This is a genomic window from Streptomyces tirandamycinicus, assembly GCF_003097515.1.
Taxonomy (GTDB): Bacteria; Actinomycetota; Actinomycetes; order Streptomycetales; family Streptomycetaceae; genus Streptomyces; species Streptomyces tirandamycinicus.
In genome coordinates, this window is record NZ_CP029188.1 from 1,179,931 (window position 1) to 1,194,718 (window position 14,788).

Genomic DNA, 14,788 nt, shown 5'->3' on the forward strand with positions numbered 1-14,788 from the left:
GGCTGCGGTCGGCTGCCTCCGGGCGGCGGCGGCAGCCGCGGCCGGCGGTAGGCGCTCAGGACCAGGAGGCGCTGGAGAACAGCCCGCCCAGACCGAACGATCCGGTGTCGGAGAACTCCATCGGTTCCTCGTGCCTCCGGTGCCGGCCCGAATACTCCCGCGAACCGGTCGCGTAGTCCCGCGAACCGGTCGCGTACTCCCTCGACGAGACCGAATGGTCCCGTGAGCCGTTCATGTAGTCCCGCGGCGCGACCTGGTCGGCTTTGACGAGCTGGCCCTCCGCGGCGAGGGTCTGTACGCGCTGCAGAACCGTGCGCAGTTCCAGACCGAGCTCGTTCGCGACGACCTGGAGATCCAGCCCGGAGTGCCAGCTCCACACCAGAACGGAATCCATCGAAGGAGACCAGACGGGACCGGCGGGCTGGGCGGACGGAACGGGCTGGACCGGTTCGGGCCAGGTCTGTTCCTCGACCGCCGGAATCGAATAGGAGCCGGTCGGATGGAGCGGTTGCGCGGTGGTGTAGGGGGACACGGGCGGAGCCGGGACCGGTACCGCGTCCGGCTCCGCCCGGGGAAAAGACGCCGGGTTCTCCGAGGCCGTCTGCGCGGGCTCCCCGCCCATATCGGAGGATTGATCCGACATTCGTGTCAGCAGATTCGCCGCGACGGTGCGCGCACCCTCCCGGCCGACGGTCCTGCGGGCAACCCTGACCTCGCGTTCCGGCAGGCCCATCATGCCGGCGACGGTGCCGTCGTCGCCGACGACCACCGCGAATGCGGCCAGCATCCTCGTCCGATCGGCCTGGGCCTCGTCGAGTGCGCTCTGCGCCAGCCGCACACGGTCGTCGCTGGTGCAGAAGGCATTCGCAAGGACTGTATTTCTTTCCCACAACTCACGCGGTTCCACATACGCACAAACGCTGCGCCCGGGTCCGGGACTCGCAGTTGCCCCAGAATTCACACGATGAGCTCCAATGGCTCAAGTTTTCACGATTCCCGGTCGTGGCCCCCGGGACGGGAAGTCCCGGGTGCGGTCCAGCGGGGTCCCGGGAGGTGGGCGGCGCCACCCGGCACGGCCGGATGGCGCCCGGCGTCCCCGGCGGGCACCCGGGCGCCGGCGTCGGGCAGCGGCGGCACGGGGTCCCGTTCGAGCCGGAGCATCCGGAGCGTCCGCCGGGTGTCCTCCTCGAACGCGTGGAGGGAGGCGAGCCGGTCCCACTGCGGATCGCGGGCGCCCGGCAGCATCGCGCCGCGCGCCCGCCACTCGGACACCAGTTGCCCGTACAGCGGTGTCGGGGAGAACTCGCCCGGACCGCGGTGGCGCGGCACGGACCGCTCGGGACCGGGACGGCGCGCCCACGCCAGGACCCCCGCATGGGGGACCGGAGTGGCCGCTGGACCCGAAGGCCCGGGAGCCGCTGAAGCGTTGGAAGAATTCATCGACGGCAAAACGATGTCCCGCGCCGATGGACACGTCGCCGGGCGCGGTCCGAACGTTCCGCCGACGTTGACGCCGCGGTGGCTCTGGCGGTGGCTCTGGCGGTGACGGAAACTGACGGTCGCGGTTAATACGGAAAACAGATCTCCGTCGCGGCCGAAAGGAACCGGCCGCCGTCACCCGTATGGATCGTAGCCCGGGTGCAGTTCCCGGTACTTTTGCGGTAGTTGTAGAGCGGCATTCGGGCGGCACACCGCGAAGGGGATCAACGCATGGGCGTCGCAGAGTCGGTCGCGGTGCATTCGGACAGCCGCGACCCCGGCCCCTGCGGCGGTCCCGGGCGGTGGAACGACCCGCCGGCCATCTCGTACTGCCGGACCATCGACCGCACTCTGGTCATCGCGCTCAGAGGAGTGGTCGACCGGGAGAACCTCTATCCCCTGCGGCTGATGCTGACCGTCGCCGTGAAGTCCGGGTACTCGCGACTCGTCATCGACTGCGCCGAAATCACCAAGTGCGACCACGAGTTGCTCGAGCTCTTCCTCTCCTGGAAACGCCACGACCGGAACATCGTGCTCGTCCACCCCTCCGGACCGGTGCACGACCTGATCGCCGCCGAGATCTCCCGGCGGCTCTTCCTCTGCGCCCTCTCGGTCAAGCACGCACTGAACCTGATGGAGGGCTGAAGGCGGACTTCGGTGCAGCGGTAGGCCGAACGCGTGAGGTCCTCGACGCCATGGTCCTCCGGCGCACCGGGCGGGGTGGGGCGAAGAATGCGGCAGGTCCGAATTGATGACGGGGCCACAGGGATTCGCAGCCGCTCGGGTGATTGCCTCGCCGACACGGCGCGATACGTAATCCTTTGATCGCGAAGAGTGACAACTTCAGCCCGTGGCCACGCGCGACGTGACACGCGGGCGGACGAAGCGCACCGCCCAGTGTGTGCACGCCGGTGGTTCGGTCATTCCAAGTTCCGCGAGGAAGGTTCTCTGGTGAGCCGTACAGTCCGCAGTTCCCGCACGAAGACCGCCATGCTGGTTTCGGCCGGCGCCGTCGCCGCCCTGCTCAGCGTCGTCCCCAGCACCGCTGCCGCGGCCGACACGCTGCCCGTGGCCGGGCAGAGCGCCCTGGTGATGAGCTACGACGGCGATGACGACCGCCGTGGTGAGCGCGGCCCCCAGGGCCCCCAGGGGCCGCAGGGTCCGCAGGGCCCTCCGGGACCGCAGGGCCCCGAGGGTGAGCTCGACACCTACGTCGTGTCCGGACCGACCGAGACGGGAGAAATCGGCGACAGCGTCACCTCCACCGCCCTGTGCCTCGGCAACGACGTCGCCCTCGGCGGCGGCTTCGACACCAGCGACGTCGCCTCCATCGACGTCGAGGACAGCGCGCCGGTGTTCGCCGGCGCGGGTCCCGCCACCGGCTGGAGGGCGACCGCGGAGATCGTCGTCCTGGACGGCACGATCACCGCCTACGTGGTGTGCCACGACGTGGAGTAGTCCCCGCGCGAGGGAGTGGTGAGGCACCGGATGTCCGCCTCGACCGCGCCCGTGGAACGGTGCCCCGGAGCCTCCGCTCCGGGGCACCGTTCCCGTTCCCCGGCACGGCCGCGCCCGTACGCCGCCGGCGGTCACTCGCCGATGCGCACCAGCGCCAGCGTGATGTTGTCCGGCCCGCCCGCCTCGATGGCGGCCTTCCACAGCTCGTAGGCGGCCCTGCCGTCCTCGTGGACCCGCAGCAGGCCGTGGAGTTCCTCGTCCGGCACCGGGTCCGTCAGCCCGTCGGTGCACACCAGGCAGCGGCCGCCCGGGGACAGCGAGGTGGTCGTGACATGCGGGGTGACGGGGGTGTAGGACGGGCCGCCGCCGAGGGTCTGGGTGACCGCCGTCGTGACCCGCCGGCCGGGCCGGGGCGGCGGGCTGTCGTCCACGCTCAGCTGCCGCAGTCCGTCCTCGGCCGCCTCGTACACCTTGCTGTCGCCGACGTTGAACACCGTCACCGACCCGGGCAGGACCACGACACCGGCGACCGTCGTGCCCATCGTGAGCAGATCCGGGTTGCCGTCGGCGGCCGAGTACACCATGCGGTTGCACATGCTCAGCGCCTCGCCGATGGCGTCCTCGCCGTCCAGCCCGGGGCCCAGCGCGGCGAGCTGCCGCACGACGAGCGCGCTGGCCACCTCGCCCGCGGGCTGCCCGCCCAGTCCGTCGGCGACCGCGGCGACGAGCGGGGTGCCCAGCGGGAAGAGCAGCGTCTGCGGGTTCTCCGTCACGGTGCCGCACAGCGTCCAGGGCCCCGCGACCAGGCTGTCCTCGTTGTGCTCGCGGACCAGCCCGGCGTCGCTCAGCGCGGTCACGGCTATGTAGGCCATCGGTGGTCCCGCCTCACCGCTGTGGACGGCATGTCCTTGCACCCATTGTGACGCGGACGCCGCCACGGGGGCCTGCGGGCGCCCCGCGACGGCACTACAGCCAGTTCCGGCGCTTGAAGACGAGGTACAGGCCGATGCACACCAGCGCCATCAGCGCCAGGGCGAACGGGTAGCCGAAGCGCCAGTCGAGCTCCGCCATGTGGTCGAAGTTCATGCCGTAGACGGTGCCGATGAGGGTGGGCGCGAAGAGGATGGCCGCCCAGCTGGAGATCTTCTTGATCTCGTTGTTCTGGGCGTGGCCGGCCTCGGCGAGCATCTTCATCTCCTCGTTCTGCGCCTGCGAGACCAGGGTCGCGTTGACGGTGAGGATGTCGCCGAGCGCCTGGCGGAAACCGTTGACCCGCTCGGCCACGGTGGTGGCGTGGTCGGCGACGTCCCGCAGGTAGCGCTGGAGCTCCTCGTCCGTGCGGTACTTCTGGAAGCCGGCCTGCAGCCCGTTCATGATCGTGAGCAGCGGCCGGGTGGCCCGCTGGAAGTCCACGACCTCGCGGGACAGCTCGTAGATCCGCCGGGAGACCCTCGGGTCGCCGCGGAAGACCTCGGTCTCGATCTCGTCGATGTCGTGCAGCAGGCCCGCGATCACCGGGGCGTAGCCGTCGACGACCGCGTCCAGGATGGCGTACAGCACCGCCTCGGGACCGAGGGCCAGCAGGTCCGGGTCGGCCTCCAGCCGGCTGCGGACGACCGCCAGGTCCGGGGCCTGGCTGTGCCGCACGGTGAGCACGAACTCCGGGCCGACGAAGACATGGATCTCGCCGAAGTCCACCTCCTCGGCCTCGTCCAGGTACCGGGCCGGGCGCAGCACGACGAACAGCGTCTTCCCGTACCGCTCCAGCTTGGGACGCTGATGGGCGACGATGGCGTCCTCGACGGCCAGTTCGTGCAGCCCGAACTGCTCCGCCGCCTCCCACAGCTGGGCGGGGGAGGGCCGGAACAGCCCGATCCACGCCATCGTGCCCGGTTCCCCGGGAAGCCGGTGGTAGATCTCCGCCAGCGAGGCGGGCGTCTCCATCCGGCGACCGTCGCGGTAGAGAGCGGCGTCCACGAGGCTGCGCTCCAGCGGGGCCGGCTCCGGCGACTCGTGCTCCGCCCGCGGATCCATCGACTGCTCGGGAGCGGGGTCGGCCTGCCGGGCGGGCCCGGCCCTCAGCGGCCACCTGCCCGCCCGTGTCGCGCGCGGACGCCTGTCGGACATCGCTGCACCTCGCCTGGCGTGATCGCTCGATCGCCGCATCCCTCCGCGATACGGCACGAACAGCCTATTTCGCGGGCGCCGCGGCCGCGATCACTGCGGTGCGGCCGGGGCGCCATCGATGTGCGATCCGGCCGGGGAAGTGATCGAGGCGGTGCGGTGAAGGCGGGGACGTCGCGGTGCGGTCGGGCGCGATGCTCGCGGTGGGCCGGGGCATGATCGAGGCGATCCGGCCGGGGGTGCGACGGCCGCGGTGCGGCTGGCGGTGTGACGGCCGCGGTGCGGCCGGGGGTACCCGCCGGGCGCCCGCGGCTACCTCAGTGCCAGGACGACGAACGCCCCGACGAGACCCAGGACCAGGGCGACCCCCGCCGGGACCCAGCCGCCGTCCCGCCACGGGAAGCGTGCGTCGAGCGACAGCCGGAGCGGTCCCACCGCGGCGACGGTGAGCGCGCCGACGGCGAGGACCATCGGATAGACGAAGGCGGTGCCGGCGGCGGACCACAGGTCGATCACGGGGGCGACCGCCATGGCGTCGACCATGACCCCGACGCAGGCAGCCGCGGAGAGCGGGGTCAGCAGGCCGACGGCGAGGCCCAGGCCGCCCAGCAACTCGGCGACCCCGGCCAGAGCGGCGAAGACGACCCCGGGATCCCAGCCGAGCTGGGAGAATCCCCTGCCCGCCGCGTCCAGACCCGGGCCGTCGAACCAGCCGAACAGCTTCTGCGCCCCGTGCCCTGCCAGGACCAGGCCTACGGCCAGCCGCAGCAGCAGCACGCCCGCGTCGGCCGCGCCCACCGCGACGGGCGCCGTGCCCCCGTCGGGACCCTCGGAATGCCGGACACGCCCGGTCGGGAGTTTCATGGTGGTGTCACCTCCTGCGCCGATGCCGCAGGTCCCCGGGCCGCCGGAACGGATGCCCGGGTAGCCGGAGCGGCTGCCCGAGCCCCCGGAGCGGGAGCCCGGGCCGCCGGAGCGGATGTCCGGGGCGGGCCGTCGGCACGGTCAGGCCGAAAGCGGTCGTCGGGTACATACCGGTGGATTTCGCGCCTCACCCTCGATACTGCCCTCCCCGGCGGAGGTCGGCCAAGTTCACGGCGTGCACACGCGAGCACCGCGCGCCGGACGCCGGGCCGTCATCCTCCGCTTCCACCCTCAACGGGAAGTCGTCATGTTCCCGACATGGAGGAGTGCCCTGTGAGCAGACCCCTTCCCCACCGGCCGGCCGCCGCCGTCCTGGGCGTGGTCCTCGTGGCCGCCGCAGCCCTCCCGGCCGCCGCCCACCCTCCCGCGTCGCCGGCCGAGCCCACCGCACCCGCCCTGCCGGCCGTCACCCCCACCGCCGAGACGCCCACGCTGTACGACGACGAGGCGGGCGGCAACGCCGATGCCGACGACCCCGCGATCTGGCGCAACACCGCCGACCCCGGCCGCAGCCTGGTGATCGCGACGGCCAAGGAGGGCGGACTGCGGGTGTACGACCTCGACGCCCGGCCGCTGCAGTCGATCGCGGCACCCGGGCCCGCCGGCCCCGGCGACGCACCCGGCCGGTTCAACAACGTGGACCTCGTACACGGGCTGCGACTGCCGTCCGGCCGCGCCGACCTCGCGGTCACCAGCGACCGCGGGCACGACCGCCTCCGCATCCACCGCATCGACCGCGGACGCCCCGGCGGCCCCCTCACCGACATCACCGACCCCGCCGCACCGCCGATCTTCTCCCGCGACCAGGACGAGATCAACGAGCAGCGCACCGCCTACGGTCTCGCCACCTGGACCGACCGGGGAAGCGGCCGCTCCTACGCCCTGGTCAGCCGGCGCGCGAGCACCGAGATCGCGCTGGTGGAGCTGCGGCCGACCGCGGCGGGCACCGTCACCTACCGCACCGTGCGCACCCTCGCGCTGCCGTCCTCCTTCCGCCTGCCCGACGGCACCACATGGACGCCGTGCGGTGAGCCCGGGGACGCGCCCCAGGTGGAGGGCATGGTCGTCGACCCGGCGAACGGGATGCTCTACGCCGGACAGGAGGACGTCGGGATCTGGCGCGTCCGGGCCGACCTCACCGGCACACCCCGGCTCGTCGACAAGGTCCGGGAGTACGGGGTCCCCGCCGCCTACGACGAGAAGACCGAGGAGTGCGTCGCGGGCGCGGACCCCGGCTTCGGCGGCACCCACCTGTCCGCCGACGTCGAAGGGCTGACCCTGCTCACCGAGCCCGACGGCGACGGCTACATCCTGGCGTCGAGCCAGGGCGACGACACCTTCGCCCTGTACGACCGCGAGGTGGACGAGCGCAACGAGTACGAGGGAGGCTTCCGCGTCACCGCCGCCTCGTCCGCCCTCGACGGCGCCGAGGAGAGCGACGGCGCGGCCGTGCTCGACGCACCGCTCGGCCCGAAGTACCCGAAGGGCCTGCTCGTCGTGCAGGACGGGCACGACACACCCGGCGACGGCGACCGGGAGGCCACCGGCTTCACGTTCGTGGACCTCGGCGCCGTCAAGAAGCGCGCCGGCCTCTGACCCAGCGGCCTCACGCACGGGGAGGGTGCCCCGGCAGGACCGCCGGGGCACCCACGGGCCCGGCAGGACCGCCGGGGGCGCCCACGGGTCCGGCCCGAGGCCGGGGCACCCACGGGTCCGGCCCGGGGCCGGGCGGCCCCGGTGCCGGGGCCGCCCGGAGGCCGGGACCGTCAGCCCGTGATGTTCGGTGTACGGGTCACGCTCCGGCCCGCGGCGGCCGCGGACCGGGCGAACCGCGCGGCGTCCACGACGGCCGCCCCCGCGGTGTCGTTGTTGAAGTACACGTACACGTCGTCCGCGTCGCCCCAGCAGCCGGACACCCGCCGGACCCACGCCGCCAGCGCCTGGCGGCCGTAGCGCGGTGGCGGCTGGGCGAGACCGCCGTGGAGGCGCAGATAGCCCCAGTCCGCCGTGCGCCACAGCGGAGCGACGGGGCGGGACCCCCGGTCCGCCCAGCACAGCGCGCTCCGGTGCCGCTCCAGCACCGCCCGGAGGTCCCGCTCCGCGTCCCACCACGAGGGGTGGCGCAGCTCGACGGCGACCCGGACGCGGCGGGGGAAGCAGCGGAGGCACGCCTCCAGCGCCGCGGTGTCCTCACGGAAGTTCGGCGGGAGCTGCAGCAGTACGGGACCGAGCCGGCCGCCGAGCCCTTCGGCCCGGTCCATCAGCCGGCCCACCGGCTCCTCGGGATCGTGCAGCCGCTTCAGGTGCGTCAGATAGCGGCTCGCCTTGACCGTCATGACGAAGTCCTCCGGTGTGCGCTCGCGCCAGGAGGCGAAGACGTCCTCGGCGGGGAGGCGGTAGAAGGCGTTGTTGTTCTCCACCGTGGCGAACCGGCGGGCGTACTCCTCCAGCCACAGCCGCTGCGGCACCCGGGCCGGGTAGAGGACGCCGCGCCAGTCCTTGTACTGCCATCCCGAGGTTCCGACGAGCAGGGGCATGCAGGGATCCGTGCCCCGCGCGCGGCCGGACGTACCGTCTGTACGGATGACGGATGACGGATGACGGATGACGCCTGGCAGATGACGGATGACGGATGACGTCTGACAGATGACGAACATTGTCAGCTCGTTCGCGGTGAGCAGCCTCACCTCGGTGCCGGAGGTCAGCCGAAGCGGCCGGAGATGTAGTCCTCCGTGCGCTGGTCGGACGGATTGCTGAAGAGCGTGCCCGTCTCGTCGAGCTCGATCAGCCGGCCGTGGCGCACCCCGTCCCGGTCGATCTCCGAGCTGAAGAACGCGGTCCGCTCCGACACCCGCGCCGCCTGCTGCATGTTGTGGGTGACGACGACGATGGTGAACTGCTGGGCCAGGCGCTCCATGAGGTCCTCGATCTTCGCCGTGGCGATCGGGTCCAGGGAGGAGCACGGCTCGTCCATCAGGATCACCTCCGGTTCGACGGCGATGGTCCGGGCGATGCACAGCCGCTGCTGCTGCCCGCCCGAGAGCGCCAGTGCCGAGGTCTTGAGCTTGTCCTTGACCTCGTCCCACAGTGCCGCGTGGGTCAGGGTCTCCTCGACGAGGTCGTCCAGGTTCCCTTTGAAGCCGCCGACCCGGGGGCCGTAGGCGATGTTGTCGTAGATGGACTTGGGGAACGGGTTGGGCTTCTGGAAGACCATGCCGATGCGGCGGCGTACCTCGATGGGGTCGACGTCCCGGCTGTAGAGGTCCTCGTTGTGGTAACGGACCTTGCCGACCACGCGGGCGTCCGGCAGCAGGTCGTTCATCCGGTTGAAGCAGCGCAGAACGGTGGACTTGCCGCAGCCCGAGGGGCCGATCATCGCCGTGATCTGGCGGGCCCCGATGTTCATGTTGACGTCGCGCACGGCCTCGTGGTCGCCGTAGAACACGGACAGGCCGCCCACCTCGAAGACCGTCTCGGACGGCGGCGGGGCTGCGAGGTGGGCGGGCCGGGGCGGAGGGGTGCCGCCGGGTCCGTGGCCGGGAGGGGGGTTCATGGCGCTTCCTCGTACGGGGTCTTCGGTGGCACGGCGGTCACCAGCGGTGGGTGAAGTGGTTGCGCAGCCAGATCGCCAGCGAGTTCATCACCAGCAGGATCACCAGCAGGACGACGATCGCGGCGGACGCGAGCGCGGTGAACTCGGCGCGGGACTGGCTGATCCAGTTGAAGATCTGGATCGGCAGCACCGTGAACTGGCTCTGCACACCGGTCGGGTTGAACGTGATGAAGGTCAGTCCGCCGAGCAGCAGCAGCGGCGCGGCCTCCCCGATCGCGCGGGACAGCGCGAGGATCGAGCCGGTCGCCATGCCGGGCACGGCGGCGGGCAGCACCTGGCGCCAGATGGTCTGCCACCGGGTGGCGCCCAGCGAGAGGGAGGCCTGGCGGATGGACTGGGGCACTGCCCGGATCGCCTCCCTGGAGGAGATGATCACGATGGGCAGTACCAGCAGGGACAGCGTGAGGGACGCGGTGAGCACGGTCTGGCCGAAGCCCAGTCCGCGGGAGATCACGCCCAGGCCGAGGATTCCGTAGACGATGGAGGGGACGGCCGCCAGGTTCTGGATGTTGATCTCGACCGCCCGGTTCCACCACCGGTCGCGGTCGGCGTACTCCTCCAGGTAGATCGCGGTGAGCACCCCGGTCGGCAGGCAGTACAGGGCGGTGAAGGAGATGACCCAGATCGTGCCCGTGATCGCCGACTGGGCGCCGGCGTTCGACGGGTCGATGATGTCCGGGAAGTTGGTCCACAGCTTCGAGTTCAGCCGGGGCCAGCCCTCGACCACCACGTAGGTGAGCAGGCCCACCAGGAAGAGCACCCCGATGGCGAGCGAGGCCCACAGGCTGAGCCGGAAGAACTGCTCGCGCAGCGGTGTGCGCCGCCCCTTGAGGCGGGGGGCCTCGGGCGGGTCGGCGGTGACCGCGGTGGGGATCATTCGTACACCTCGCGGTAGCGGCGCACCAGGCGGATGCTGATCAGGTTCATCACCAGGGTGATGGCGAAGAGCAGCAGGCCCACGGCGAAGATCGTCTGGTAGCCCGTGGAGCCGGTGGGCAGGTCGCCGATGCCGGCCGCGGCGATGAACGCGGTCATCGTCTGCATGCCCTCGAGCGGGTTGAAGGTGAGGTTCGGGCGGCCGCCGGCCGCGATGGCCACGATCATCGTCTCCCCGATGGCGCGGGAGACCCCGAGGACGACGGCGGCGACGATGCCGGAGAGGGCCGCCGGGAACACGACCCTGGTGGAGACCTGCATGCGCGAGGAGCCCAGGGCGTAGGCGCCGTCGCGCAGCGAGCGGGGCACGGCGGCCATGGAGTCCTCGGCCAGCGACGCGATCGTCGGGATGATCATGATGCCCATGACGAAGCCGGCCGAGAGGGCGTTGAAGACCTGGGGTGGGTCGCCGCCCGGCCAGTACCGCTGGAGGAGCGGGGTGATGGCCCGGAGTGCGAAGAAGCCGTAGACGACGGTCGGGATGCCGGCGAGGACCTCCAGTACGGGCTTGAAGATGCCGCGGACCCGGTGACTTGCGTACTCGCTGAGGTACACGGCCGCGCCGAGGCCGAGCGGGACGGCCACGAGCAGTGCGATGACCGTGACCACCAGCGTGGCCGTCACCAGCGGCAGGACGCCGAACTGCGGCGGTTCGAACAGCGGGGACCAGTCGGTGCCGGTGATGAACTTCCCGAAGTCCACCTTGCCGAAGAAGTCCACCACCGGCGGGATCAGCGCGACGACGATACCGACGGTGGTCAGTACCGAGACGAGCGCGGCGGCCACCAGCAGGACCCTGACCGCCCGCTCGCCCCAGCGCGACTGCGAGCGCCTCAGGAAGCCGGGGCTGCCGGGAGCGGCCCGTCGACGCCGTGTCCGCGGGGTCATGCCGTGTGCTCCTGGCGCAGTCTCGTCAGGTCCTGCCGCAGTTCGGCCTCCTGGCCGGGGCTGAGCGGGACGAACTGGGCGGCCCTGGCGATGTCGGCGTTGTTGTCGACGTAGTACTCGACGAACTCCTCGACCTCCCTCCGGTCGAGAGCGGCGGCGCTCGGATAGATGAGGAGGGGCCGCGACAGGGGCCGGTAGGTGCCGTTCTGGACGGTGGTCTGCGTCGGCGCGACGCAGCCGTTCCCGCCGTCGATCTCGAGGAGCCGCAGCTTGTCCCGGTTCTCCTCGTAGTACGACAGGCCGAAGTAGCCCATGCCGCCCTTCGAGCCGGAGACGCCCTGCACGGTGACGTTGTCGTCCTCGCTCGGGGAGTAGTCGGTGCGGGACCGGCCCTCCTTGCCGTTGACGGCCTGGGTGAAGTAGTCGAAGGTGCCGGAGTCGGTGCCGGGACCGAACAGCTCCAGTTCGACGTCCGGGAAGGCCGGGTCGACCTGGTTCCAGTTGTCGATCCGGGAGCCGGGCTCCCAGATCCTGCGCAGCTGCTCGACGGTGAGGCAGTCGGCGAAGTCGTTGTCCTTGCTCACGACGACGGCCAGGCCGTCGTTGGCGATCCGCAACTCCTCGTACGTCACGCCCTTCTCCGCGCAGTGGGCCTGCTCCTCGGCGGTGATCTGCCGTGAGGCGTCGGCGATGTCGGTCTCGCCGTTGCAGAACTTCTCGAAGCCGCCGCCGGTGCCGGATGTGCCGACCGTGATCCGTACGCCGGGGTTGTGCTGCTGGAAGAGCTGGGCGGCCGCCGTGGACAGCGGGGCCACCGTGCTGGAGCCGTCCACCTTGATCGTGCCGGAGACCCCGTCGCCGGAACCGGCGTCGGCGCCGCCGCACGCGCCCGCGGCCACCACGACGGCGGCGGCCAGGAGCGCGCGTGCCGCGGCCCGGCGCGGGGAACGGGGGATGTTCACGTCAGCTCTCGATCCTCGTCTGCGCACTCGCCGGTCGTCCGTGCCGGAGCCCGTCCAACGGCCGCCAGAAGCGACAAAGTACCCCATAAGGTTACGAACGAACAGAGGTTCACGCGACTGACGAGGCCGACGGCGGGCGAGGGGTGATCCCGTCCGGTGCGGGAGGGAGGGCGGCGGGGGTTCCCGCCCGGTGCGGGAGGGCGAACGCGGAGGTGATCGCGGAGGACGGGAGACGGCTGTCGGCGAGGGTGGCCGCACGGGCCGGCCCGGGGCCGCAGGGGGCGGCGGGCGGCCGGTGGCCGGTGGGGCCCGGAACGGAGACCGGCGGGGTCCGGAACGGAGACCGGCGGGATCCGGCGGGGGTGCCGTGGTGCACCGGCGGCGCGGTCCGGGGCCGACCGGAAGCCGGTGCGGCGCGCGGGCGCTCCCTGCGTTCGCTCGTTCGCTTGTCGGGGTGGGCCGGGGCGGGGCCGTGCGGGCCGGGGTCGGGGTCGGATCGTCCGGGCCGGTCCGTCCGGCAACGGGCTCCCCGGAAGAGGCGGCGGGCGCCGGGCCGTACGGGCCGGGGCGGAGCAGGGGGCGTGCGGCCGGGGAAGGGTCCGGTGGGACGCCGTGGGTTCGCCGTCCTGCCGCGGAGCCACGAGGTGCCGTGGCTCCGCGGATGGGTGCTGCCCGGGTACGGCCGGAGGCCGTCGCTCCCGGTGGCACCGTCCGTGCGGCGTCCGTCCCCGTGGCGTCCTTGCGGCGACGCCCGTCCGTCGGTGCGGCGACGCCCGTCCGTCCGTGCGGCGCCTTCCCTCTCGGTGGCGTCCGTGCGGTGCCGCTCGCCCCGACGGCGCCGTGCCGGCCGGGCCGCGCTACTCGACGGAGCGCATCATCTTCTCCATCGAGGCGATCGAGGCGCGGGCCACCGTCAGTTCCTCCAGCGTGCGCCGGTGCAGCTCGACGTTGTCCTCCAGCAACTCGGCGTACTTGGCCGCCAGCCGCTTGTACTGGTCCTCCCGGGTCGCGAGCATCCTGGCCCGCCAGGTCGCGGCGACCTGCCGCACGGCGACCACCAGGAAGAGGAAGACGCCGGCGGCGCCGATCGCTCCGGCCCAGTCCGTTGAGTTCATTTCGCCGTCTCCTTCACGGTCTCCTTCTCCTCCTGGGTGATCGTCGCGGCCGCTCGTACGACCGCTTCCGGGGTCAGTGCGACGGCGAACGGGGTGACCTCGAAGTACTTCACGGCCTTTCCGTCCGCCGCGTGCTCGAGTGAGCCGATGACGAGCCCGGCGGCCTCCAGTCGCTGCAGGTGCATGTGCAGCAGAGGCCGTCCGATGCCCAGCTCCCTGGCGAGACTGCTGACGTAGTCGCGGCCGCCCTCGACGAGAGCCGCGACGATCCGCAGCCGGTGCGGATTGCCGAGGGCCGCGAGGATCCGCAGCAACTCGTCCCCGGTCGGGTGCGGGGCCGTGCCTCCGGTCATCACGCTCCCTTCGCGGCTACCTGTCAGTCAAAGCTGACACCCTCGGGTGCGCCTGTCAAAGGGAACTGACACGTCTCAGGGGTGAACGGGGGAGATCTCAGGGACGCCTCGGGGTCGGGGCGACGGGAAGGCCCCTGGAATCCGACGCTCCGGCGGATTCCAGGGGCCTTTCGGGGTACGGGACGCGGCCCGCCGGGCGGTCCCCGGTCAGGACTGGTCCGCCGTGCGGTCCAGCAGGGGGCGGTCGAGGTGGGGGAGCAGATGGCCCATGCGCTCCCGCTTGGCCCGCAGATAGACGATGTTCTCCTCGCGGGGCTGCGTCAGCAGCGGGACCTGCTCGCTCACCTCGATGCCGTGCCGCAGCAGCGCCTCCCGCTTGAGCGGGTTGTTCGACATCAGCCGTACCGACCTGACGCCGAGATCGTGCAGCATGTCCGCCGCGACTCCGTAGTCGCGGGAGTCGACGGGGAGGCCGAGCGCGAGATTCGCCTCGACGGTGTCCATTCCCTCCGCCTGGAGCTGCATCGCCTGAAGTTTGGCGAGCAGGCCGATACCTCGTCCCTCGTGGCCCTGGAGGTACACGAGAACGCCGCGGCCCTCGCTGACGATCGCGCGCAGCGCCGCGGACAGCTGGTCGCCGCACTCGCAGTGGCGCGATCCGAACGCGTCGCCGGTCAGGCACTCCGAATGCAGCCGGGCGAGTACGTCCTCTCCCGTGATGTCGCCGTATGCCAGCGCGATTTGCTCGTCACCGCGAATGCGATCCAGGTAGCCGATGGCGCGGAAAACACCATAAGTGGTGGACAGTTGGACTGTTGCCATGCGCTCGGTGTTCTTGACGCGAGCGTTCATGCGGAGAGTGCCATCGCTGTCTGTCATGGCCGGATCCTATCGGGTAGCCTCTGGCGGGAGTTGTCTTCGGTGTGGAGATCTCGA

Annotated in this window: 16 protein-coding genes; 3 read left to right on the forward strand and 13 right to left on the reverse strand. The window is 71.7% G+C overall.

Annotation, left to right across the window (positions count from 1 at the left end):
* Positions 1–55: 55 nt before the first annotated feature.
* Both DDW44_RS05110 and DDW44_RS05115 read right to left on the reverse strand, forming a co-directional pair.
* Entirely contained in the window at positions 56–838 is a 783-nt protein-coding gene (locus DDW44_RS05110) for a hypothetical protein (RefSeq protein WP_108905666.1), read from the reverse strand.
* A 149-nt stretch (positions 839–987) separates the two neighbouring features.
* Complete coding sequence (locus DDW44_RS05115) at positions 988–1,329, reverse strand: hypothetical protein (RefSeq protein WP_108905667.1); 342 nt, start codon at positions 1,327–1,329, stop codon at positions 988–990.
* A gap of 381 nt (positions 1,330–1,710) precedes the next feature.
* On the opposite strand from DDW44_RS05115, the gene DDW44_RS05120 reads away from it, so the two are divergent.
* Entirely contained in the window at positions 1,711–2,124 is a 414-nt protein-coding gene (locus DDW44_RS05120; RefSeq protein ID WP_108905668.1) for an STAS domain-containing protein, read from the forward strand.
* Positions 2,125–2,430: 306 nt separating this feature from the next.
* A complete protein-coding gene (locus DDW44_RS32355; RefSeq protein ID WP_208647937.1) occupies positions 2,431–2,937 on the forward strand; it encodes a hypothetical protein in 507 nt (168 codons plus the stop codon).
* A 131-nt stretch (positions 2,938–3,068) separates the two neighbouring features.
* Here DDW44_RS32355 and DDW44_RS05130 read toward each other — a convergent pair whose 3' ends face one another.
* The 3 genes from DDW44_RS05130 to DDW44_RS05140 all read right to left on the reverse strand — a co-directional run bounded on the left by DDW44_RS05130 (position 3,069) and on the right by DDW44_RS05140 (position 5,925).
* The gene (locus DDW44_RS05130) at positions 3,069–3,809 is read right to left on the reverse strand and encodes a PP2C family protein-serine/threonine phosphatase (RefSeq protein WP_108905669.1); all 741 of its coding nucleotides are present in this window, start codon (positions 3,807–3,809) and stop codon (positions 3,069–3,071) included.
* A 94-nt stretch (positions 3,810–3,903) separates the two neighbouring features.
* Complete coding sequence (locus DDW44_RS05135) at positions 3,904–5,064, reverse strand: magnesium and cobalt transport protein CorA (RefSeq protein ID WP_017948092.1); 1,161 nt, start codon at positions 5,062–5,064, stop codon at positions 3,904–3,906.
* A 309-nt stretch (positions 5,065–5,373) separates the two neighbouring features.
* Positions 5,374–5,925 (reverse strand): DoxX family protein, encoded by a 552-nt coding sequence (locus DDW44_RS05140; RefSeq protein ID WP_108905670.1) that lies wholly within the window; start codon positions 5,923–5,925, stop codon positions 5,374–5,376.
* Between the two features lie 333 nt (positions 5,926–6,258).
* Here DDW44_RS05140 and DDW44_RS05145 point away from each other — a divergent pair, with 333 nt between their 5' ends.
* Positions 6,259–7,581: a phytase gene (locus DDW44_RS05145; protein ID WP_108905671.1), complete on the forward strand. Its 1,323-nt coding sequence runs from the start codon at positions 6,259–6,261 to the stop codon at positions 7,579–7,581.
* A 170-nt stretch (positions 7,582–7,751) separates the two neighbouring features.
* Here DDW44_RS05145 and DDW44_RS05150 read toward each other — a convergent pair whose 3' ends face one another.
* From DDW44_RS05150 to ribA, 8 genes are all read right to left on the reverse strand, one after another.
* On the reverse strand, positions 7,752–8,522 hold the full coding sequence (locus tag DDW44_RS05150) for a DUF72 domain-containing protein (protein ID WP_108905672.1): 771 nt from the start codon (positions 8,520–8,522) through the stop codon (positions 7,752–7,754).
* A 164-nt stretch (positions 8,523–8,686) separates the two neighbouring features.
* Positions 8,687–9,538, reverse strand: coding sequence for a phosphate ABC transporter ATP-binding protein PstB (pstB, locus tag DDW44_RS05155; protein ID WP_017948088.1), 852 nt, complete (start codon positions 9,536–9,538; stop codon positions 8,687–8,689).
* Positions 9,539–9,575: 37 nt separating this feature from the next.
* Positions 9,576–10,475, reverse strand: coding sequence for a phosphate ABC transporter permease PstA (gene pstA, locus DDW44_RS05160; RefSeq protein WP_017948087.1), 900 nt, complete (start codon positions 10,473–10,475; stop codon positions 9,576–9,578).
* A complete protein-coding gene (pstC, locus tag DDW44_RS05165; RefSeq protein ID WP_017948086.1) occupies positions 10,472–11,422 on the reverse strand; it encodes a phosphate ABC transporter permease subunit PstC in 951 nt (316 codons plus the stop codon). Before pstC ends, pstA begins: the two co-directional genes overlap by 4 nt.
* Positions 11,419–12,384, reverse strand: a complete 966-nt coding sequence (locus DDW44_RS05170) for a PstS family phosphate ABC transporter substrate-binding protein (RefSeq protein WP_017948085.1) — start codon at positions 12,382–12,384, stop codon at positions 11,419–11,421. Before DDW44_RS05170 ends, pstC begins: the two co-directional genes overlap by 4 nt.
* Positions 12,385–13,241: 857 nt before the next feature.
* On the reverse strand, positions 13,242–13,499 hold the full coding sequence (locus tag DDW44_RS05175; protein WP_017948084.1) for a hypothetical protein: 258 nt from the start codon (positions 13,497–13,499) through the stop codon (positions 13,242–13,244).
* Positions 13,496–13,852, reverse strand: a complete 357-nt coding sequence (locus tag DDW44_RS05180) for an ArsR/SmtB family transcription factor (RefSeq protein ID WP_027734371.1) — start codon at positions 13,850–13,852, stop codon at positions 13,496–13,498. The genes DDW44_RS05175 and DDW44_RS05180 overlap by 4 nt, the downstream gene beginning before the upstream one ends.
* 207 nt (positions 13,853–14,059) lie before the next feature.
* Positions 14,060–14,731: a GTP cyclohydrolase II gene (gene ribA, locus DDW44_RS05185; protein WP_026281807.1), complete on the reverse strand. Its 672-nt coding sequence runs from the start codon at positions 14,729–14,731 to the stop codon at positions 14,060–14,062.
* Positions 14,732–14,788: the final 57 nt, after the last annotated feature.